The 21,069-nt window shown below is 43.1% G+C and carries 18 protein-coding genes; 10 read left to right on the top strand and 8 right to left on the bottom strand.

The window, feature by feature from the left end; genetic code table 11:
* Positions 1 to 11: 11 nt before the first annotated feature.
* Complete coding sequence (locus K7399_RS06805; protein ID WP_172968978.1) at positions 12 to 917, bottom strand: AEC family transporter; 906 nt, start codon at positions 915 to 917, stop codon at positions 12 to 14.
* Between the two features lie 377 nt (positions 918 to 1,294).
* Between K7399_RS06805 and K7399_RS06800 the strand changes: the two genes are divergently transcribed.
* On the top strand, positions 1,295 to 1,453 hold the full coding sequence (locus K7399_RS06800) for an IDEAL domain-containing protein (protein ID WP_223362563.1): 159 nt from the start codon (positions 1,295 to 1,297) through the stop codon (positions 1,451 to 1,453).
* Positions 1,454 to 1,621: 168 nt separating this feature from the next.
* On the opposite strand, the gene K7399_RS06795 is transcribed toward K7399_RS06800, so the two are convergent.
* Positions 1,622 to 3,475, bottom strand: coding sequence for an acyltransferase family protein (locus K7399_RS06795; protein WP_164875490.1), 1,854 nt, complete (start codon positions 3,473 to 3,475; stop codon positions 1,622 to 1,624).
* A gap of 365 nt (positions 3,476 to 3,840) precedes the next feature.
* On the opposite strand from K7399_RS06795, the gene K7399_RS06790 reads away from it, so the two are divergent.
* Positions 3,841 to 3,978 carry a hypothetical protein gene (locus tag K7399_RS06790; RefSeq protein WP_160168704.1) on the top strand — a complete coding sequence of 46 codons (138 nt, stop codon included), beginning with the start codon at positions 3,841 to 3,843 and terminating at the stop codon, positions 3,976 to 3,978.
* Between the two features lie 82 nt (positions 3,979 to 4,060).
* Here the strand turns inward: K7399_RS06790 and K7399_RS06785 are convergent, their stop codons facing one another.
* Together K7399_RS06785 and K7399_RS06780 are read right to left on the bottom strand one after the other, a co-directional pair.
* A complete protein-coding gene (locus K7399_RS06785) occupies positions 4,061 to 7,285 on the bottom strand; it encodes an MMPL family transporter (protein ID WP_037563100.1) in 3,225 nt (1,074 codons plus the stop codon).
* Positions 7,282 to 7,731 carry a MarR family winged helix-turn-helix transcriptional regulator gene (locus K7399_RS06780; RefSeq protein ID WP_028976488.1) on the bottom strand — a complete coding sequence of 150 codons (450 nt, stop codon included), beginning with the start codon at positions 7,729 to 7,731 and terminating at the stop codon, positions 7,282 to 7,284. The genes K7399_RS06785 and K7399_RS06780 overlap by 4 nt, the downstream gene beginning before the upstream one ends.
* A 328-nt stretch (positions 7,732 to 8,059) precedes the next feature.
* Here K7399_RS06780 and K7399_RS06775 point away from each other — a divergent pair, with 328 nt between their 5' ends.
* The 3 genes from K7399_RS06775 (at position 8,060) to K7399_RS06765 (ending at position 11,699) form a co-directional block, all read left to right on the top strand.
* Positions 8,060 to 8,542: a Dps family protein gene (locus tag K7399_RS06775; RefSeq protein WP_037563099.1), complete on the top strand. Its 483-nt coding sequence runs from the start codon at positions 8,060 to 8,062 to the stop codon at positions 8,540 to 8,542.
* Between the two features lie 152 nt (positions 8,543 to 8,694).
* Positions 8,695 to 9,675: a ketoacyl-ACP synthase III gene (locus tag K7399_RS06770; RefSeq protein WP_028976486.1), complete on the top strand. Its 981-nt coding sequence runs from the start codon at positions 8,695 to 8,697 to the stop codon at positions 9,673 to 9,675.
* Positions 9,676 to 10,076: 401 nt separating this feature from the next.
* Positions 10,077 to 11,699 carry a M20/M25/M40 family metallo-hydrolase gene (locus tag K7399_RS06765; protein WP_028976485.1) on the top strand — a complete coding sequence of 541 codons (1,623 nt, stop codon included), beginning with the start codon at positions 10,077 to 10,079 and terminating at the stop codon, positions 11,697 to 11,699.
* Here the strand turns inward: K7399_RS06765 and K7399_RS06760 are convergent.
* Positions 11,696 to 12,595: a helix-turn-helix domain-containing protein gene (locus K7399_RS06760; RefSeq protein ID WP_028976484.1), complete on the bottom strand. Its 900-nt coding sequence runs from the start codon at positions 12,593 to 12,595 to the stop codon at positions 11,696 to 11,698. The two genes, K7399_RS06765 and K7399_RS06760, sit on opposite strands and share 4 nt — an antisense overlap.
* Before the next feature lie 960 nt (positions 12,596 to 13,555).
* Between K7399_RS06760 and K7399_RS06755 the strand changes: the two genes are divergently transcribed.
* A complete protein-coding gene (locus K7399_RS06755; protein ID WP_028976482.1) occupies positions 13,556 to 13,963 on the top strand; it encodes a DUF4064 domain-containing protein in 408 nt (135 codons plus the stop codon).
* 56 nt (positions 13,964 to 14,019) lie between these two features.
* On the opposite strand, the gene K7399_RS06750 is transcribed toward K7399_RS06755, so the two are convergent.
* Entirely contained in the window at positions 14,020 to 14,379 is a 360-nt protein-coding gene (locus K7399_RS06750; RefSeq protein ID WP_028976481.1) for a winged helix-turn-helix transcriptional regulator, read from the bottom strand.
* Between the two features lie 132 nt (positions 14,380 to 14,511).
* Here K7399_RS06750 and K7399_RS06745 point away from each other — a divergent pair, with 132 nt between their 5' ends.
* A complete protein-coding gene (locus K7399_RS06745) occupies positions 14,512 to 15,714 on the top strand; it encodes an MFS transporter (protein ID WP_028976480.1) in 1,203 nt (400 codons plus the stop codon).
* Positions 15,715 to 15,824: 110 nt separating this feature from the next.
* Here the strand turns inward: K7399_RS06745 and yidA are convergent, their stop codons facing one another.
* Positions 15,825 to 16,637, bottom strand: coding sequence for a sugar-phosphatase (yidA, locus tag K7399_RS06740; protein WP_028976479.1), 813 nt, complete (start codon positions 16,635 to 16,637; stop codon positions 15,825 to 15,827).
* A gap of 129 nt (positions 16,638 to 16,766) precedes the next feature.
* The gene (locus tag K7399_RS06735; RefSeq protein ID WP_028976478.1) at positions 16,767 to 17,297 is read right to left on the bottom strand and encodes a phosphatase PAP2 family protein; all 531 of its coding nucleotides are present in this window, start codon (positions 17,295 to 17,297) and stop codon (positions 16,767 to 16,769) included.
* A gap of 320 nt (positions 17,298 to 17,617) precedes the next feature.
* Between K7399_RS06735 and K7399_RS06730 the strand changes: the two genes are divergently transcribed.
* The 3 genes from K7399_RS06730 (at position 17,618) to K7399_RS06720 (ending at position 20,951) form a co-directional block, all read left to right on the top strand.
* Positions 17,618 to 19,090, top strand: a complete 1,473-nt coding sequence (locus tag K7399_RS06730; protein WP_028976477.1) for a nicotinate phosphoribosyltransferase — start codon at positions 17,618 to 17,620, stop codon at positions 19,088 to 19,090.
* Between the two features lie 91 nt (positions 19,091 to 19,181).
* Positions 19,182 to 20,177 (top strand): ABC transporter substrate-binding protein, encoded by a 996-nt coding sequence (locus tag K7399_RS06725; RefSeq protein WP_160168703.1) that lies wholly within the window; start codon positions 19,182 to 19,184, stop codon positions 20,175 to 20,177.
* Between the two features lie 9 nt (positions 20,178 to 20,186).
* Positions 20,187 to 20,951, top strand: coding sequence for an exodeoxyribonuclease III (locus K7399_RS06720; RefSeq protein WP_028976475.1), 765 nt, complete (start codon positions 20,187 to 20,189; stop codon positions 20,949 to 20,951).
* Positions 20,952 to 21,069: the final 118 nt, after the last annotated feature.

Below are 21,069 nucleotides of genomic sequence, written 5' to 3'. Positions count from 1 at the left end.
TGCTTTTCAACTCATCCAATGCGAATGAGAAAGGGAAGATAAATGAAACTTAGAACGGTTGTAAGGGTTACGATCAGAGACGCGAGCTCAGAGTCTCCATTAAATTTTTCGATTAACATAACGCTGTTTACGGCAGCCGGCATGCTGACCTCAACGAATAAAACGGAGGCAAGCATGCCGTGAATCCCCAGCAGGAATAAGACGCCTTTAGCGATAAGTGGGACCAGCAGCAAGCGAAGCAGCACGCCGCCCCAAACATCGCGTCGCCGAATTCCTGCCAAACGGGTATGACCTAATTTTATTCCAAGGATCAATAGAACGAGCACAGGATAGGCTGCGCCGAGCATTTGAGCTGCGGTATCAATTCCGCTTGGTAGCGGCAGCTGCAGAAATGCAAAGAGAAAACCAATCAAGGATGCATAGATAAGCGGCGATTTTACGATGTGAACCAACGCTGCTTTACCGCTCATTTCTGCACGGGATGCAATGTACATACCAAGCACATTGACGAGAATAATCTGACCGATGACGTAAATGGCGCCAAGTGAAAATCCGGATTGGCCAAATGCAAGCAAAAGAACCGGAAGTCCGTAGTTGTTTGCGTTGCTAAAGACGAGTGTTAACGTTAATGCCCGTTTGCTTCCCTCGGATAAATGCATCCATTTAGCGGCAACAACGGCGAGCAGCCAAAGAACAGCGGTCATAATCAGTGAAAAAGCAAAGATGTGGAGCACGTAAGATCCCTTTAAATGCGACTGTGAAAGTGCTGATAAAATTAGGGCAGGTGCGAGTATGTATAAGCTGATATTCGCCAGCATTTTTGTATCGATGGGCTGTTTTTTTTGCAATAAAGCGCCGCATGTACAAATAATCAAGATGGGCAGACTGACAGAGATGAATAAATGGATATATGCCATGATAAAGCGCCTCCAATGACTTGGCTCCCTTTAAAGGGAATTTCATTTTCTATAGCATACCATGAAGCCTGTTTGTTTCGGGGAAGAGATGTTCCAATCAAAAGAATTGCGGAGAAATGATTATTTCTTTTGTCAAACAGGCTTGGATCTGTGGCAGGAAACGGATTTGCATCATATGCTAAGAGCAGATACATTCTTGGAAGTGTGATGATGGCCAGGCAACTTGAGACAGAGTGAGGCGATCAGCCATGGAAATGGGACAGTGGGTTCACACAAAATATATGGGAAAGCATGATTGCATTGGTTTCGTGACATCAATTTATCCTGACTTTAAAAGGTGCAAGCTGCGTGTCACACAGTGCGAAAATCATCCACGAATGAAGTGGCTCGAAATTTCTTTTGAAGATGTACTTCCTAATCATGATGCATTGACGAACCAAGAGTTGAAGAGCTTAATTGATTTGGCTTTGGCTACCTATGATAAAGAATGGTTTGAAAGACTAACCGCTATGGCACTGAAGGAACAGATCAAGTAACAGAATGATCACGGAGCTGGCTAAACAAATGTAAACCCTTACAAAATAGATCAGCCTCTTTATCGGATCACTCCCTCAATCACAAGAAAGCGTCTCACAAATCAGTATTTGACTTGGAGACGCTCTCTTTATCATTGTTGTGCGAGACAAAAAACAGTGGATAGACGCTTAATCCAGTTGATGAAGGGCATGAACAATTAGTGCTGAATATTTCTTTGCGCCGGTAACTGACAGGTGAACGCCGTCGCTACCGATATAAGATGCTTGACCCGCACTGGCCTGATGCCAGTCAACGGATGTGACATTTTTGTGTTTCGCAGCTGTTTGCTGAATCATTTGGTTTACGACGCGTTCCCATGGTCGCGGAACGCGAATTGTGATCAGAACAATTTTGCGATTCGGGCCGATTAAGCGGATTAATTCATCCATTTCTTCTTGATCGTATGGACCGTTTGTTCCGAGTTCAATGATCACATAACGACCGAGGGCACCGGATTGTTTTAATTGATTGAGCGTGGTAAATCCTTCTCGGAACTGTCTGCCCACCTTACAATCAATCGTGAGCTGTGGAATCGATTTTTTTAAATAAGGCTCGGCGCCGAGCATGACGGAATCACCGATCGCAGTGACTTTTCCACTGGTAAATGAGCTGGCACTGCTTGATGGCGGACTTTGTGTTTTGACTTCACTTTTGCTTTTTGTTTTTTTCTTCGTTGCCTTTTGCTTCTGCTTTGGATGGCTTGTCTGCTCTTTTGCATTTACCGGTTCACTCTTTTTGTCCGCATGTGTTTCTTTATGGCGGGCATCCGGATGGTGCTGCTCAATTGCAGACCGTTCAGAATGAACCGGGAACGAAACGTGCCTGACCGCAATGGATGTTCCCGAAAAAATCAAAAACAGTGCGAATAGACCGATGCCTGCGTGCTGCACGATCAGCCAGCTACTGCTTGCATGATTTCTGCGCCGAATGGGCTGTTCAATCAAACGATAGGACAATGCAGAAATAAGGAAAATTAAGATTAACTGTATCACAATACGCAGCGGATGTATCTCGTTTGCCTGATTTGCAGGCGTTGTGAGTTGTATGACGGGATAATGCCATAAATACATTCCATAAGAGCGTACACCGATCCAACGCAGTGGTCTGGCACCGATCCACTTGCCAAGCAGAGTAGACGGATGGGCAAGTACTGAAATCAGAACCACCACCACAATAGAAAACAGACCGAGACCGCCGCTATAGAGAAAAGGTTCAAAAGCGTCGACATAGCCAATGCATAAGAATAGAAACAGAAGTGCAAGACTGCCCATTCCATCAAGAAAAATGCCCTGTGCCTTGCTGCCGGTTAGGTGACGGCTTGGCCAAATACAAGCAAGAATTGCACCGAAAAGCAGTGAAAATGCCCGCGAGTCGGTTCCATAATAAACACGGCTCGGATCCGTACCGAAGTGATAAAGCAGTCCCATACACAATAAGGATCCTGCAGCTAAAACAAGGGTCAGAAAATAGAGGGCTTTTTTACTTTTAAACAATTGCAGGACAAGCAGGACGAGCAGTGGCCAAATAAGATAGAATTGTTCTTCAACTGCTAAGGACCAAAAATGTTTCAAGAGTGAAGGATTTATAAAACTGTCGAAATAGGATTGATGATGAAAGATCGACCACCAATTGCTGAAATAAAAGAGCGCGGCAACGGCATCCATCTGCGTTTCATGCAGCAAGCTTGGCTGGAAGAAAAAAACATAGCCATATATAATTGTGACCACAGTGATCATTGCAGGCAATAGTCGTCTTGCACGTCTGATCCAAAACCGTTTGAGATTAATGGTTTCGGATGTTTCCCATTCGTCAATTAAAAGATCAGTAATCAGATAGCCGGACAGAACAAAAAAGATACCGACTCCGAGAAAACCGCCGCCGGCCCAGGGCAAATTCATATGATAGGCAATGACAGCGAGAACCGAAATCGCCCTCAGCCCATCCAAACCGCCCATATAGCGGTGTTTCGTGTTTAATTTCAAGTGAACTCGCCCTCCGTGAAAGATGTGTTTTGCCATGTTGCTGAGGCGAGCGTTGTTTCTTGTTGTTACGAACAAACTGCTCACATTGCTTAATAGCTATAGATTAAGTTTACCTCATGACGCAAGAGAAAAGATTGCATTCCATTTAAAAAAAGATTGAAATTTTATCCATCGGCTAAAGGATTCGAAATGAATCAGAATTGCATGTCATTTATTTGTTTGATTTTATGTTAAACTAGTAAAAAAACAGAGGTTTTTCGTATGAATGCATGCACGGAACAACGTGGTTTGAAAAAGCTGATCGCAATCGGGATCAATCATTATTATAACAAAAGGAACGAGATAATGGTTTTGGGGGTGCGGTTATGAATAAAAAGACGATTAAGTCGGAAGAAGCGAAGAAAAAAGGCGGTAAAATTGTACCCATCATCGCGATCATCTGCGCCGTTGATGTGGTTGCAACATTAATTTACTATTATGCATCGGGCAGCTTTAATTTTTAAAGCGCTTGGACAACAAAAGGAAGCTATAGAAAAAACCTTGTCGGCTATACGCCGTCAAGGTTTTTTCGTTGTGTGCTTTCATTTACATGGAGGGTGAATCATCTGAAGGTACCGATTTTTTCGGACGCTCCATAAACGGCCACCAGTTGCCACGCCCAAGCAGTTTTACCATTACCGGGATGAACAATGGAATCAAGATCGCTGCGTAAAGCACCAAACCAATAATGACCACCGTTGAAATTTCAACGAGCGACAGCATTCCGGAAGGCATCATTGCCGCAAAAGTACCGCTGAGGATCAAAACAGCGGAGAAGATTACACTTCCCATATGCCACAACGTGAGCAGCATGCGTTCTTTTATTGCTTGATTAACATACTCATTAAATCGTGTCATGACAAAGATTGAGTAGTCAATGCCCAAGGCTACGAGGACGATAAAGCCGAAAAATTGAGTCGTCCACGTCAACCCTGAAAAATGAAAGAGTTTAGTGAAGATCAGCTCTGTGAAGCCCATTGACGCGAAATAAGTGAGCAGAAGCGATGCCATTAAATAGATCGGCATGCTGAGCGAGCGCAGCACGATAACGAGCGCAATAAAGACACCGATAATGACAAAGGTAACGGCTTTTTGATAGTCGGAACTTACGAGTTGTTTCAAATCACTGTTAAAGCTGGCGATACCGCTGACCCCAACTTGAGCATTTTCGAGCTTCGTTCCTTTTAGTATTGATGGAAGTTCTTTTTTCAGATTGCGCAGATCAGCGATCCCTTTATTGGTATACGGATCTTCCTTCATCGTCACTTGAAGGGTTGTGATCTTTCCGTCACTGCTCATGTATTGATCAAGGGCGGTCTTAAAATCTTTATTGTTAAAAATCTGTTCAGGTACGTAGATGCCCGACTGATCATAAGGAACCTTTGCCCAGCTGCCGACTAACTTGTTTGCCGATTGAAGGCCACTTTGAATTTTATTGGTCCCGCTTGCACCTTCGGATAATCCGCTAGACAGGTCTTTCATCTGATCTTGAACATCAGAAAATCCATTTTTCAGTTTTTCTTGACCCGATGCAATTTGCGTTAAGGCATTAGTGATCTTCGGGGTGCTGGCAATCACTTGCGCTTGACCATTGCTTGCCTGGTTTAACCCGTTTTCCAGTTGAGCGAGGCCTGTATCGAGTTGTGCCAAACCGGACTTAAAAGCGCTAAGTCCATCGGAGACTTTGGCAGACTGGGCGTTCAGGGTGTTCATTCCGTCTGCCAGCGCTTGGATGTTCTTATTGGGTTGGCTGATTTGTCCTTGTGCTGCTTGCGACTGTTTCGCTGCTTCAGACTGGATCGAGGACTGCAGCTGGTTCATCTCATCCGGAAGCTTTTGCAATCCAGCAGCTATGGTTCTGAAATTAGGGTCCCGCATCGCTTCAGGGTGTGCCGCGGCGTATGCCTGCAGACCCGATTGAATTTGTCCTAAGGTTTTCTTTAGTTGTGTTGTATCGATGGCCGGCTGAGCGCTTGATCCGGTCGAAAATTTTCCGAGCTGATCGGAGAGTGTCTGCAAGCTCTGAGCAACGTTTTGATACCCATTTTGAAGTTGCTGCTGACCCGTTTGCAGTTGTGTCAGCTGCTTTTGCGCATCGTGAACATGCGTCCTGATTTCACTGGTTCCGCTTGATCCCTTTTTAATTCCGTCGGAAATCTTTGCCAGTGCAGATTGCAGATCTTGAACGCCTTTTTTTGTATCGTTTGTGCCGACTTGCAGTTTGTCAGCTCCGGTTTGTACGGCTGCAAGCTGAGGCTGCGAGGCATCAATTTTCTTGCTTGTGTCGTTCAGACTTTTTTGTAAGGTGCCTAAGCCGTCAGAGGCATCCGATAAACCACTGTGCAGTGCTTGTGACTGTTTCGCAACGTAGATATCCTTTAAACGATCTCCCAATGGACGGGAAATACTCATGACCTTTGACACATTTGCATCCGTCTTTAGTTCAGTTGAAATCCGTTCAATGAGTGCAATATAGTCCGTTGTTTTCATGTTATCATCATTTTTTAAGTAGAGGGTTGCTGGGGATATATTTCCCGGACCGAAGTCATTTGAGACAACGTCGAATCCTTCCTTTGCTGCATAATGGTCAGGCAGCTCTTCAGGTGAGTTAAAAGATAATTGACCATTGTAAGTCAGAATCGGCGGAACGAGAAAGGCAGCAACAATTAAAAGTGCAATCAGCGGACGCGTGAACGCAAGATTGCCTGCACCCGCCCAAAGCGGACTCTTCGGTTCTTTGATTTTACCAACCATCGGCCAGAATAACTGTTTGCCCAACGTGGACATGAACAGAGGCAGCAAGGTGAAAAGTGCTAACAGCAGGAAGATAATGCCGACACCGACGGCGATCGCGCTACGGTAAAGGCTAAATTGAACAAAAACAAGAGACAGGAACGCGATGAAGACCGGAATCCCACTGTGCAGTACGGTTTTACCGGCAGTTCTAAAAGTTGCCTGTGTTGCTCGGGTTTTGTCCTTTCCTTTTGCAAGTTCTTCTTTAAAACGGCTCATGAGTAAAATGCAGTAGTCCGTTCCAATCCCGAACATGATGGCAACCATGAAAATTTGTGTGAAATTGGAGACCGGAAAGTCAAAATATTTGATCAGAAACGCAACCACACTCTGAGCAACGACGTAACTGATTCCTACGGTGACGAGCGGAATAAATGGTGCGATCAGTGAACGGAAGACGAGTAAAAGAACAACGAGTATGAATACAACGGTAATCCATTCAGTCTTTTGTAGTCCCGCTTCCGCGGAGGTACTCATATCGTCATTGATCAGTTCTTGACCCGTAAGATAGGTCTTGACTCCGTTCGTTTTGATTTGCGTATCCATTTTGGCGCGCAATTGATGGACGGTCACATCGTTCGTGTTTTCTACTTGAAAGACTGCCATGAGCGTTTTGTTGTTTTTTGCGACCAGCTGACTCTTTAAATCGGTCTGATCAAAACTGTCCACGACATTATTGATATGGAGGTCTTTCTGATCCGCCCTTATTTTCTGTAGTGTTTCTTTGATGCGATCCATTTGCTTCGTTGATAATCCTTGATCTGAATGGAATACCGCAATGTATGATGTCGTGTTCTGATCGCCACTAAATTGCTTTTCAATTCTGCTGGCGACACTGCTTGAATAATCATTTGGAAGTGCATAGCCGCCTTTATCACGGACGAGCTGGTTCATATTCGGTTGGGTTAGGATCAATGCCGCCAGACCAACAATCCAAATGGCTAGGAAAACCCATCGAAGCTTGATTACTTTCTTCATTGTTCCACCTTCTGTTTCCGAATCGTTTCATTAATTCTCGTATAAATTCGGATGAATGCCTTGCTGTCTTCTTCACCGACTTCTTCAATCCATTTCCCGACAAGGTCGTGGATCTTTCGCTCTCCTTCTTGTAAGACGGCACGACCATTGGCAGTGATATACAGCCCAAAACTGCGATTATCAATCTTTTGTTTTTCAACGTAGCCTTTCCCTACTAACCGATTGACGCGAATACTGACGCCGCTTTTGTTAATATCCAATGCTTCTGAAATCTGGATTGAACTAATTCCATGATGACGATAAATCATGCGCAGCAAGCACATCTGTTCATACGTAATGCCATGGGATCGAAGCACGCTCTCAACGGCTTCATGTACCTTATTGGATGTATAAATCGAAACCTCCTCATAGGCATTAATCAGGGATTTGATCGAGTCAAGCTCCATTTATTAAACCTCCATAAAATAGATAACTGTGTTAACTGTTTTATATGGTACCGATAAAGGTTAACACAGTCAACTAAAATGAATGAAATTTCATTTTACATTAAATTTATTTTTTGCCTCATCGATGGACATCTTATTAAGGGAAGCGGCGGCTCAAGGATTTTGCAATAAAGATGATAAAACTGACGCTGTAAATGAAAATAGATAGCGCAAATAGAGGCGATAGGTTTAGCTGAAATTATTTCTGGAACAATAAGGTAGACAAAAAATACAATTTAAATTATAATGATTACATAAAGAAAAACATTATTAATAAGGAGCTGTTTTAATGTCTATTCAACAAGAAACAACGACGAAAACTTTTTTGAATAAGCAAGTTGCAAATTATGGATTGTTTTATACAAAATTGCATCAACTGCATTGGTATGTGAAAGGTGCAAATTTTTTCACCTTGCATGCGAAATTTGAAGAACTATATAATCAAACAACGGAAATTCTCGATGAATTGGCAGAACGTCTGCTTCAGATTAACGGGCGGCCCTATTCGACATTACGTGAGTTTCTGGAACATGCAAGCCTTAAGGAACAGCCGTATGTCAATCCGCTAAGTGAGAAGGAAATGGTTCAGACAGCGGTTGACGATCTCGTATTGCTTCGCAATGAGCTGGTAGAAGGGATTGTGATCTCTGACCGTGAAGGTGATGCAGTCACGAATGATACACTGATTGCAATTAAGAATAAGCTGGATAAGACGATTTGGTTTTACACGGCTTTTCTGGGCAAAGACCCGGTACCACAAAAAAATAATTGATTTAGTGAAGCAGCACGCGAGTTGGGTCTCCCAGCTCGTTTTTTTATGCAATGGGTTTAGACGTTTAGCGCTGAAAAAATAAGAATGTAGGATGTGGTATTAATATCTGGTATAATATGATCAATAACAGCAGTGAAGGGACGGTATAGCCATTGAAATCAACAGCAAAATTGTCGGCGATCGGTGCCTATGTACCGGAGCAACGTTTGACGAACCAAGATTTAGAAAAGCTCGTAGACACTTCTGATGAATGGATTGTTCGGAGAACAGGAATGAAGGAACGGCGCATCGCTGGTCCGGAACAGTTTTCCAGCGATTTGGCTTGTGCGGCAGTCAAGGATCTTGTCGCACGCTATCAGAGTGATCTACACGATACGGATCTCGTGATCGTCTCAACCACGACTCCTGATTATGGATTCCCAAGCGTTTCTGCACGTGTCCAAGCAGCTTTTCAGTTAAAACAAGCCGGTGCCATTGATCTGAGTGCCGCTTGCTCCGGATTTGAATATGCCCTCCATGTAGCTAACGGTTTAGTAACGAGCGGATTGCATAAAAAAATTCTTGTGATTGCCGCTGAAACGATGTCAAAAGTAACGGATTACAGCGACCGCACGACTTGCGTTTTGCTCGGCGACGGCGCCAGCGCAGCACTCGTCGAACGAAGCGAAGAAAATGGGGCGTTCCTTGGTGCTTATATGGGTGCTGACGGCAGCCTAGGAAAAGCACTGTACCGTACCGGGTTGTCAACCGTCATGGATGGTGCAAAATTGGTGGATACTGGAAAGATGATTCAAAATGGACGTGAAGTCTACAAGTGGGCGGTAAAAACCGTGACAACGGGCATTCCCGAGCTGCTCAAAAACAGCGGACTTTCCATCGAGGACATTGATTGGTTCATTCCACACAGTGCAAATTTACGTTTGATTGAAGCTGTGTTTGATCGATTGAACGTACCGATGGACAAAGTATTGTACAGCTTGGAGTATTATGGAAACACGTCATCAGCCTCAATTGGTCTTGCATTGTCTGATGCCGTTAAAGAAGGAAAGATTAAGAAAAACGATCGCCTTTTATTGTACGGATTTGGCGGCGGACTCTGCCACTGCGGACAGGTCATTGAGTGGAATGCTTGATCAGTATTTCCGTTTTGCGGAACTTAATAAACGACTCTGTTTTTCTTATAGGAAAAGAAAGTATAGAATTTGCCCTGTCTTCAAATCAATAGCTCAGTGTCTTGGCCAAGAATCAAAGCGGAGGTACGAGACGCCTGCGGGAACCGCGTGCCAGCGAGACCCCGCAGATTTCTGTTTGTCTGAGGAGGCTCGCGGTGCGCCCGCGGCAAGCGAGTAACCGAAGCGGCGATTCAGCACCGAAAAGACAGGAGACCATCATACATGGTTGGAAATTAAGGACCGGGCGTATTTTGCCCGATTTTTCTTAAATCGTTTACTTTCAACGGAAAACGCTATTTATACTGCCTGATGCTTGTATAATGAAACTAAATGGATTCTAGAAGAAGGCGGGTGTTCGAGCAGTGGCTATGTGGCAAACGAAAGAGGCAATGACTGATCTTCTTTGTGAGATGGTGCGTATTCCTAGCATCTCCGGATCACAAGCAGAGAAAGATTTTCCTGAATTAATAATCAAAAAACTATCTGAGATGGATTATTTTTTGCAACACCCGGATGATTTGCAGCAACTATTTGCAGAAGATGGACGTTCTCTTGTTTCAGCTTTTGTTCGGGCACCGGAACCGACTGCGAAAACCGTTATTTTGTTCAGCCATTTTGATGTCGTTGATATTAAAGATTTCGGGAAGTGGCAGGACTCCGCATTTGAAGTGAAAGCATTAACCCAACAATTCTATCGCGAAATGGATCGCCTGCCGCAAAGCGTGCGCGAGGATCTCGCATCAGGTCACTGGCTGTTCGGAAGAGGATCGATGGATATGAAAAGTGGTCTTGCCGTTCACTTATCTCTGCTGGAGATGGCAAGTCAGGGTGCGTTTTCTGGCAATCTGCTGTTTATTTCTGTTCCCGATGAAGAAGCGAATTCCGTGGGCATGCGTGCGGCTGTTCCTCATTTACTACAGCTAAAGAATAAATATAACTTAGACTACCGGGTTGCTCTGAATTCTGAACCGATGTTCTCACTATACCCGGGCGACGACCATCATTACATCTATACCGGCTCAATCGGAAAAATAATGCCTGGCTTTCTCTGCTGTGGAAAAGAAACGCATGTTGGTGAGCCGTTTTCAGGATTAAACAGCAATCTTATGGCGTCTCTGGTGACGGCTGAGATTGAATTGAATACGGATTTGTGTGATCAAGATGAAGGGAAGCCGGCCCCACCGCCGACAAACTTAATTCAAAAGGGATTGAAGAGCGGCTATTCGGTACAAACGCCCCATCATTCCGTAACGCTGTTCAACCTGTTTCTGCTGGAGAGGTCCATTGCAGAGCTGAGCGAATTACTGCTTCGAAAAGCGACTTCTGCTGCTCGCAAAATTGAGGCGCGCTATCATGACGAAGCAGAAAAATATGCAAAACGAACCGGTTCATCGGCTTCACATCAGACTGTGCGTGTACAAACGTTTGATCAGCTAATCCATGAAGCAGAGCGATCGCTAGGTAAAGAGAAAGTGGCGCAAATGATCGCTGCCTGGATAAATCAGTACCGATCAATGGATGACCGAGGTCTGTCGATTTTGATTGTTGACCAGCTTGCTGCTTATTGCAATACGTTAGCACCCATGATCATTCTCTTTTATGCACCACCTTTTTATCCGGCGGTTCAATCCCATCATCATCAACGGATCCAAGCAACGGTTAAAAAAATTCAAGATCACGCACAGAACGTTTATCGTACGAAACTGATTGAACAGCACTATTTCAGCGGGATATCCGATTTGAGCTATATCGGGGTCCCGGCAAATCGGTCGTCAATGGATCAGCTTCGCGGCAACATGCCACTTTGGAATCATGGCTACTCAATTCCGTTCACGGAAATCGAAGCGTTATCGGTACCTGTACTGAATCTTGGTCCGGTAGGCCGCGACCCACATCAATGGACGGAACGACTGGATGTCGATTTTGCGTTCGGCCCACTTAAAGAACTATTAATCGACGGCATCCATGAACTTTTTAAGGATTAATCGGTGTCGCCAGCTATAAAATGATCGATATCCAATGATGTAAGTTCAGCGATTTCTTGAATGATAGCTTTTCTCATTACATCTAAGTTTAAAACATCACATATTGAAAGAGCTTTCCGTATGAAACTGAATCCTTTGTCTTTATTTTCAAGGTTTATCAAGGACATACCTTTTCGACTATATGCAACTGCTAAACCTTCATATCTTTTGATACGAATACACTCGTCAATTGTTTTTTCAGCATAGTCAAGTGCTTCTTGGTATTTATGATCTTTAATTAAAAGAATCGATATATTTAACAGATAAGAAGATTTTAGTTCTATATTTCGAATAATGTAAGAAAAACGATTAATATTCTCTAATGCTTTTTTTGCAATAAATATGGCTGTATCAAGTGGGAAAAAGTAAAATATATTATTAATTAACTTCAATTCTATTGAGTACCAATTATCAAGTTTTGATAGACGTTCCCATACTTTCTTTGCATAAGGTAAAGCGGATTCAAAGTTCTTGCTGTTGTGAATAGAGATATTAGCTTTACAAACATAGCTGATGTCTTGCACAACATTATCGTAATTATCTTTCAAATAGGACTCACACTTAAAATTAAGTGAGTGGAGTTTATTAATCTCAGTACTAAAAGATAATTGAAATAAATCATGTATTATTTCTTCTTTTCCGCTTAATCGGTAAGAATGTTGAATATAGGTCAATTCATCATACGTTATATCAAGTTTTTTTAATATATGCATGAATTTTCCAACTGTAGGCTGCATGCTACACGCTTCTATTTTTGCATAAGTTGCGCGTGACATTTCTTCATCTGCAACATATTTTTGTGTGTATCTTTTCGACTGGCGTACTTTCTTCAGAACTTCCCCTAATTGATAGCCCATGACATCGTTCCTCCCTGTAATGTGTGAGTATATTATACATTTTAAAATAAAATTGTCGAATCATGCTACTATAATTACATCAAAAGGAGGTGACGGCCATGTTCAGTCCTGATATTATTTGGGCGATTCGGCCAAGTCGGTGAGTGAAGGCGTTTTAGCTATTGTTGAGGCTCCCCATAATGATAGCTTTTCAATTTTGACTGGTTTCAGTCAGCCATACTTATATCCTATAAGAGAGTGGAATTCTAACTTCAGGGTAAATGTGGTGGTTTCAGTTGAGAATCAGAAGTCAGGCGACATGCGCCGTTTCGATTCTCAGCTTATTTTTTTGCAATGCAAATCCATAAAATGGAAAATATATAATTATATGTAATTTTTAGGATAGATGAGTCTTATACCGTTTTTTTATTGACAATTTTTCCCATGATCAATGATGAAAAATAGTGTATAGTTTTTATAAGATACATTTTCCATGGAGTTTCACAATCAGCTGACTAAAGTAGAGTGTAGGCGTTTAATCTGAATGCCTTTGAACATTAAACCACTTATTCACTCTTGCATGCGTTCTTTCTCATCGTTTTTTCCACTGCTTTCTCACATTGTTTTCCATTTATCAAGAAGTTGTTTTTTCATCCGGTTACATACCGTATTTCGTTGCGTCATGGTTCTTTTCACGAAGCGTGCAGCGTAATCATTCAACGATGATTGATGAAAATGGAACGCAACTTCCCTTGAATCAACAGTTGAGATTTACGAATACGGATTGATTGATCGAGGCAGGGGTTTACAGTGAGTGCAGTTACGGCCGATTGCCTATTATTACCTTCTATTAACTTGATGGTGGCAATCATTGGCTAATGAAGAGCGTTGAAGAACGGAACAAGGGTCAGCAGATGATAAAATAATTCCTGGATCTGTACAACGTGTTGAGGAAATCAACAGATTGAAGGAGGAATTTAGTTGAAAAGAACTGGAGAAATTGCATTGACGGTTATTGGTGGTTGCATTAATCTGCTCGTATTGCTCATCGGTATTCGATTGGTCACTGCGGATTACTCTGTGATACGCAGCCAGCTGCAAGCTGCAGGCGAGCAGCAGAACTTAACCCCGCAGCAAATTAATGATTATATTCATATTGCACAGGCGGCAGGCAATTTTATTTTAGTGTACAGCATAATTATCTTTTTGCTTACAGCAATTGGCCTGTTCCTTCTTTTGAAATTAAAGATGACGAAAACGTCTGGAATAGTATTGCTGATTGCAGGAATCTTGAGTCTACCGGAACTGTTTGTTCCCGGCATTCTGTTGCTGATCGCTGGAATTATGGCTTTGGTAAGAAAACCACAGCAGCCGCGAGATGCTTATTAATCGAATCGTCGAAAGCAAAACGACCGTTGACCACATTGGCCAACGGTCGTTTTGCGCTATTGATTAAGAATGCTGTCCTCAAGATAATTCTTAGCATCACCGTAAGTACGTTCGATATGATGCTCACCCCAAATGCAGAGCGAATGGAGAATTTCTCGTAAAGAATTTCCGTACGTACTCAATTCATATTCGACTTTTGGCGGTACCTGGTTGTATACAATACGATTGATAATACCGTCGTGTTCAAGCTCACGCAGCTGCTGGGTCAGCATTTTTTGCGTGATTTTCGGGATCAATCGTTTGAGCTCTCCGGTTCTTTTCTTACCGTTCATTAAATGGCAGAGAATGACGGGTTTCCATTTCCCACCAATGACCTCGAGTGTCGCTTCAACTGAAATATTATATTTCTTAGTCAACGTTGTAACCTCCACAATTGTTACAAAAAAGTGCTTACCCTACAAAAAAGTGCGTACTTGGCTAAAGATTATGCACCTACCATAATAGCATGTGCAAATTGTTTTGAACACCATTCTGGAAGGGGTCGCTTCATGTCGTCTAAACGTAGTGTTTTTTCCTTAATCGCTCTAGCAACAAGTGCATTCGCTATTGGTACAACAGAATTCATCAGTGTTGGTTTGCTCCCGTTAATGATGCAGGAATTTCATGTTTCTTATTCAATGGCGGGACTAACCGTCACGCTCTATGCATTGGGTGTAACCATCGGCGCTCCAGTACTAACCTCGTTGACGGTAAAAATACCAAAGAAACGGCTGCTGATCTTAATCATGATTGTTTTTCTCGTCGCCAATACACTGGCTGCTGTTGCGCCAACGATCGATCTGTTGCTGGCAGCACGAATACTGTCTTCTTTTTCTCACGGTGTGTTTATGTCGATCGGCGCGACAATTGCCGCTGATCTTGTAGCACCGAATAAACGTGCGAGTGCGATAGCGATTATGTTTACCGGAGTTACGCTCGCAACAGTGACTGGTGTGCCAATCGGTACGTTCATTGGTCAAATAATGGGATGGAGAGCCGCCTTTGTCGTTATTGTAATCATTGGATTCATTGCATTAGTTGCCAACGGTTTTTTAATTCCTTCTCAGTTGAAAAAAGCACCAAAAATGAGATTTGCTGATCAGTTTAAACTCATCAAGACTGGACCGCTGCTTCTTGTTTTCGTAATCACTGCACTTGGCTATGGTGGGACGTTTGTTGTCTTCACCTATCTGTCTCCATTATTGGAAAAAATCACTGGATTCTCGCCAAATGCTGTTGCTCTGATCTTGTTTGTGTATGGCGTTGCTATTGCTGTCGGAAATGCATTCGGCGGGAAGGTTGCGAATAATAATCCGATGCACGCATTGATCTATATGTTTATTTTCCAGGCTGCTGCACTCTTTCTCTTGTCCTTCACCGCATCGAACAAATTACTTGGTGTGACCACTGTTGTTTTCATGGGTTTATTTGCGTTTATGAATGTTCCTGGTTTGCAGCTTTACGCTGTGATGCTCGCGGAACGTTTTGTCCCGGAAGCTGTGGCTGTTGCCTCTGCTGTAAATATCGCAGCATTTAACGGGGGAGTCGCTTTAGGATCATTCATTGGCGGTCAAGTTGTTCGTTATCTCAACTTAATTGATACAACCTGGATCGGCGCGCTGATGGTTCTCGCTGCGGCAGTTTTAAGCATCTGGAGCGATGCTCTGGAACGTCACTCACTGAGCAGAAGGATTTCCTGTCGCAGACCGTGACCAAGAGGACGATTCATTGAAGAACGGACCGCGATGATGCCGCGATCCGTTCTTCTTTTGTGGTGCTCTATTTCTGCAGTGGGTGCTTAGGAAGACCACTGTAGGATCAATTATTGGTTCAATACATAGTTTTCAATGGCGTAGGCAACGCCTTCCTGCTCATTCGTCTTGGTCACGAATTGAGCTTCAGCTTTTAATGCATCAATCGCGTTGCCCATTGCAATGCCTAATCCGGCAAACCGAATCATTGCCAAATCGTTTTCTTCGTCACCGATTGCCATCACCTCAGCTGAAGACAAACCAAGAAAATGAGTGAGCGTTTGCAGTGCCTTACCCTTATCTGCATCCTTATTTAAAATTTCAAGCAGGTAAGGATGAGATTTAACCATGGTATAGTTTTTCATGTACGTTTGCGGAATGCCGGCAATTGCCGGTGTTAGAATTTTCTCGCTGATGCAGAAGACGGCTTTATTGACTTGGATGTCGGCAGGAAGGTGCTCCATATCTGCTTTTACAAAGGGCATTGTTTTCATGACTGTTCCGTATAAAGAAGGCTTTTGCTTAGGATAAGGGGGACAGTATACTTTTTCGCGATCAATAAAATTCATTGGAAGGTCACGTTCTTGGCTCAATGCGTATAGGGAAAGCAGCTGGTCGCGAGTTAAGGTCTTTTCAGAGATGACTTCACCGGAATCGCTTTTTTGCACAAGCCCTCCGTTGTACGTGATTGCAAAATCACCAGGATTGGTAAGTCCAAGTATGCGCAGATACCTGTCGATTCCGCGAAGCGGGCGGCCGGAACAGAGCACGATTCGAACGCCGCTTGTTCGTGCTGCTTTGAGTACGGCTTGTGTCTGTTTTGTGATCTGTTTCCGATCATTCAGTAAAGTGCCGTCAAGATCGATCGCAATTAATTGAATCACGTGAATTCCCTCCAAACTCCTTTAACGCTCTTTAGTATACAGCAATTTTTGTAAATAAAGAATGAAAACGCTTTTAAAAGTGTGCGAAATGAAGGCAGTCGATCAATCACCAACTGCCTAGGATGTCCTTTAAAAGGGTACAACAATTTTTATAAAACAAAGATAACCAGTCACGGAGCCTAACAAAATGCCGGAGAGTACATCAGATGGATAATGCAAGCCAAGAAAAATTCGAGATACAGCAACGCTCAATCCAATAGGAAGCAGTATAAGGCTTAACGACGGGTGAAATAATATTAATGGAGTAATAACAGAAAAAATAGCAGTACTATGACCCGACGGGAATGAGTTGTCTTGTATTGGATTTACTGGATGATTTGTTCCGTCAAGGATGAGATAAGGACGTTTTCTCGGAAAGCATCTTTTGAAAATCTGAACAATAATATGACTCGTTATTAGTGATACAGCACAAGCAATAGCGGTTAAATGCAATGGACCGTGTGCAAAAATCAACAAAAAGAGAACGAGTGCAATTTCAAGTACGGCCCCGCCAATATTGGTGATCATGCGAAAATAAGCATTTAACATTCTGCGTTCAAAATGCTGATTGATTCGTCGGAATAAGCGGCATTCCATTTCATACAGTGCATGAATGGACAGCAATCGTCTAACCTCCCTATAAACAGATTCGAAGCATCGAAAGGCGATAAATGATTCGCAGTGAAACTGTCTTTTTGATCTGTGCGATGCTTTTATTATAGTGTACGTGATCATTGTTAAGCAAAATATTGATTTATTGTGAATGTATGTTTATTATTTTTTGACATCTAATGTCCCATTCATAAAATTAATTTCATTTTAACAAAAAAACACACCCCATTGGAATTGAGGCACAGTTTACAAGATTGAGCGTCAATAGTATACTCGATTCAAATGTCACTAATAAATACATATAGGAAAACATTGGAGGAAACTAGATCATGAAATCCAGGTTTGACGTGAGAAATGATCGAGATCTCACGATGCTGGTTGACTTTTACGAGCTGACCATGGGGAACAGCTATCTTTCGGAAGGAGTAGGCGATCAAATCGTCTATTTTGATATGTATTTCCGCAGAGTGCCTGACGGGGGCGGCTATTGCATTATGGCCGGAGTGGACCAGCTGATTGAATACCTTGAGAATCTCCGTTTTACAGAGGAAGATATTAATTATCTCCGCTCCACTAAGTCCTTTTCAGAAAAATTTCTCGATTATCTTTCCACATTTAGGTTTTCTTGTGATGTTTGGGCAATTCCTGAAGGCTATCCTGTTTTTCCAAACGAACCGCTCGTCACTGTACGTGGTCCCGCGATTCAGGCACAGCTGCTTGAAACAATGATCCTTGTAACGATTAATCACCAGACGTTGATTGCAACAAAAGCAAACCGCATTTGCCGCGTTGCCGGGAATCGACCGGTGATGGAGTTCGGATCTCGGCGGGCTCAAGGGTATGATGGCGCCATCTATGGCGCGCGCGCCGCAGTCATCGGTGGATGTTCTGCAACGGCCAATACATTAGCGGGCATGATGTTCGATATCCCGGTCTCAGGCACGATGGCCCACAGCTGGGTACAATTATTTGACAGTGAACTCGAAGCGTTTCGCGCGTGGGCAAGAGCGTATCCAGATCAATGTCTGGTCTTGATCGATACGTATAATGTCTTGAAATCAGGGCTTCCCAATGCGATTCAAGTGTTTAAAGAACTTCGCGAACAAGGTCATGAGCCGATGGGGATTCGGATTGATTCAGGGGATATAACCTATTTGACGCGCAAGGTGAGGAAAGCGCTGGATGAGGCGGGTTTCCCGGATACAATGATTGTCATCTCCAACTCTCTTGATGAACATATCATTAAAGATGTCTTGGTTGAAGGCGCAAAAATCAATTCATTTGGTGTCGGTGAGCGATTGATCACCGCACGTTCCGAACCGGTTTTTGGTGGCGTGTACAAACTCGTAGCCGTTGAGAAAGACGGCAAAATCATTCCGCGCATCAAGATCAGTGAAAATGAAGAGAAAATCACCAATCCAGGATTTAAAAAGATTTACCGGATCTATGATAAGGATGCGGATAAGGCAATCGCCGATCTGATTTGTGATGAATCGGAAACGATTGATGAAAGCAAGATGCTCACCTTATTTGATCCTGTATTTACTTGGAAAAAGAAAAAATTAAAGCGGTATAAAGCGGAACTTTTACGAAAACAGATTTTCAAAGACGGCAAGTTGTGTTACAAGAGCCCATCCGTCATGGACATTCGCCAATTTGCTCAGGAACAAGTGCAGCGCCAGTGGGCAGAAGTGCTCCGCTTTGAAAATCCGCATAACTACTTCGTTGACTTGTCTTGGAAGGTTTGGAATGAGAAACATAACCTATTGAACCGCTACTCAGACGAGTTCAGTGGAAAATAATGATCCAACAGAAAAACCCGAAGCATACAATTCACGCAGCTTCGGGTTTTTCTTATGCCAGATAAAAGGTGGTTTTGATGAGCTCGGCTGCTTGATCCGCACTAAGGTCCGTTGTATTGATGCGGGGTATCACCCAAAACAAATGATTGGTACCGGACCGTTTAAAATTGTACACTATAGCAATCAGCTGCTCATATTGGCACGGTTTGCCGATTATTTCCGTGAACGCGCGCTGCTTGATCGGATTGAATTGTACGTTGCACCCAAACTTGTCGGCGCGAAAAAAATGTATGACGTAGCGCAAATTCAGGCGGATCACGCTACACATGCAAAGCGCTTTGAAGAAAAGGGCAGCAGCTACATGATTTATAATCTTAATAGATCGGGTCCTCTTCAGGATAAGTGGTTGCGGCTAGCGATGAACACGGCGATTGACCGCAACAAAATGCTTCGCGAACTCTGCGGCGACAGATACAGCCCGTCAAACAGTTTTATTCCAAACAATTCGGAACGCAGGTTGAAAGCGGTTGGAGATGCAAAACGAATAGAGGAATGTCTTGGGCGAAGTGTTTATCAAGGCGAACGATTAAAACTCTATTATTTTAATCATCAGCCTGTTGCTGTTGATGCCGCGTGGATTAAAAATGCTCTAGCACGATTTGGGGTGTGTCTGGAACCTATCCCTTGGCCGATGGATCAATTTTATAATGATCAGTTTGTTGAAAATGCCGATATCATTCTTGGCGGAGAAGTGCTTGAGGAAAATGTAGAGCTGGGATTGATTCATCTATTTAAGGATCAAAGCGGCTTAATTCGCAGAATGCTTGATCCAAAGCGATTAGCCCGTGTTGATCAATTCATGGATTTGTTTATCCAGGCAGGCACGGCAAAAATGAGACAAGAAGCTTTTGAACAATTGGAAAGGTATCTCAATAGCGAACAGCTGTTGATCTATTTATACCACAGCCGCAAAGAAATCACCTTCAATGCAGCATTATCAGGAATCCGATTGAATGCGTTCGGTTGGGCGGACTTTAGTAAACTATGGATTAAACCCAGTTCATCGGCAGAAAAATTAATCAATTAGGAGAAACGAATGAAGTTCATTTCATGGAATGTCAACGGTTTTCGCGCGCTTCAGCGCAAAATGGATGTTTTTTCATGGCTTAAAGAAACAGGAGCTGATGCACTGTGTATTCAAGAAACGAAGCTCCACCAGGATCAAGTACAGATCGATACACCAGGATATCATCAATTTTGGAATGATGCCGTTCGCAAAGGCTATTCGGGTACTGCTATTTTTACAAAAAATAAACCCCTTCGTGTCACCTATGGAATGGGGATTGAGGTACATGATCAAGAGGGACGATTGATTACTTTGGAGTATGAAGATTATTATTTGGTCACAGTCTATACACCGAATGCAAAAAGAGACTTGACGCGGCTTGCTTATCGCTTGGAATGGGGCGCAGCCTTTACCGAATATATAAAGCGGCTGGACGAGAATAAGCCGGTTATTTTTTGTGGTGATTTGAATGTCGCCCATCAAGCGATTGATTTGACCTATCCCAAGAACAACAAAGGAAATTCAGGATTCACGATCGAGGAACGTGAGGACTTTACCGCTTTACTTAATAACGGTTTTGTTGATAGTTTTCGCCATTTATATCCGGAGCGCACAGATGCCTATTCGTGGTGGTCATTTCTATTTAATGCGAGGGAACGGAATATCGGATGGCGCATTGATTATTTTGTTTTGTCCAAACGCTTGAGCAGCAGTATTCGCGACGCAAGAATTTTAACAGATATATATGGATCGGATCATTGTCCGGTTGAACTGGATCTGGATTTGAAAGGATGAATTTAGGAAAAACAGAGGATCGATTGTGACAGAGAGCTGAGAATCGTCGGTCTTTTTGCTTGCCGGACATTGAGCACGATTTCAAAGGGTCATCGTTTGATGAGAACAATAATAAAGC

Origin of the sequence: Sporolactobacillus terrae (assembly GCF_019930545.1) — a bacterium.
Lineage (GTDB): Bacteria > Bacillota > Bacilli > Bacillales > Sporolactobacillaceae > Sporolactobacillus > Sporolactobacillus terrae.
The sequence above is the reverse complement of the archived record's forward strand: the minus strand, read 5'-3'. Positions and strand labels throughout refer to the sequence as shown.